Origin of the sequence: Salipiger pallidus, from assembly GCF_014643635.1 — a bacterium.
GTDB classification, from domain to species: Bacteria; Pseudomonadota; Alphaproteobacteria; order Rhodobacterales; family Rhodobacteraceae; genus Salipiger; species Salipiger pallidus.
This window is the reverse complement of sequence record NZ_BMJV01000019.1, coordinates 1-1,148: the sequence shown is the minus strand read 5'-3', so window position 1 is coordinate 1,148 and position 1,148 is coordinate 1. Positions and strand designations below refer to the sequence as shown.

At 54.4% G+C, this 1,148-nt stretch carries 1 rRNA gene; it reads left to right on the top strand.

The annotated features are described in order from the left end of the window. Positions 1-431: 431 nt before the first annotated feature. Positions 432-1,148, top strand: a 16S ribosomal RNA gene (locus tag IEX41_RS21335); the annotation flags it as partial.

The following is a 1,148-nucleotide window of genomic DNA, read 5'->3' as shown; positions in this document are numbered from 1 at the left end:
TCTTGAAAAAAGGGGTTGCGAGTCGGTTGGTGTAACCGTAGAAGCCCCTTCACCGGCGGCGCTGAGGTGCTGACGGGACGCTGGATGGGCCGCTGAGACGGACCTGACGGCAAGGAATTCGAGGCATTGATCGGGCAGGCGCGCCGTAAGTTAGGGCGCACTGGTCTGGTTTTTTGTCTCAACGCTGTTTGACATTGATATACAACTGAAGAGATATGCGGGCGACTACGGTCCATTCGATGGATCAAGTCTCTGTATATCGCACTCTTAGGGTTTCGGCCCGATGATGGAGTGTCAGCTTCACTGTCTTGTACGGTTCTTCGGTACCTTTGGTACTGAAGCACATACAGACAGATGACTTCATTCGACCTAGCCGGTCGAATGAGATGTGCAGAGGTTCGAACGTCAAGGATAACCGAGCAATCGGTTTTCAACTTGAGAGTTTGATCCTGGCTCAGAACGAACGCTGGCGGCAGGCCTAACACATGCAAGTCGAGCGCACCTTCGGGTGAGCGGCGGACGGGTGAGTAACACGTGGGAATATGCCCTTCTCTGCGGGATAGCCACTGGAAACGGTGAGTAATACCGCATACGCCCTTCGGGGGAAAGATTTATCGGAGAAGGATTAGCCCGCGTCTGATTAGATAGTTGGTGGGGTAACGGCCTACCAAGTCTACGATCAGTAGCTGGTTTGAGAGGATGATCAGCCACACTGGGACTGAGACACGGCCCAGACTCCTACGGGAGGCAGCAGTGGGGAATCTTAGACAATGGGGGAAACCCTGATCTAGCCATGCCGCGTGAGTGATGAAGGCCTTAGGGTCGTAAAGCTCTTTCGCCAGGGAAGATAATGACTGTACCTGGTAAAGAAACCCCGGCTAACTCCGTGCCAGCAGCCGCGGTAATACGGAGGGGGTTAGCGTTGTTCGGAATTACTGGGCGTAAAGCGCGCGTAGGCGGACTGGAAAGTTGGGGGTGAAATCCCGGGGCTCAACCTCGGAACTGCCTTCAAAACTCCCAGTCTTGAGTTCGAGAGAGGTGAGTGGAATTCCGAGTGTAGAGGTGAAATTCGTAGATATTCGGAGGAACACCAGTGGCGAAGGCGGCTCACTGGCTCGATACTGACGCTGAGGTGCGAAAGTGTGGGG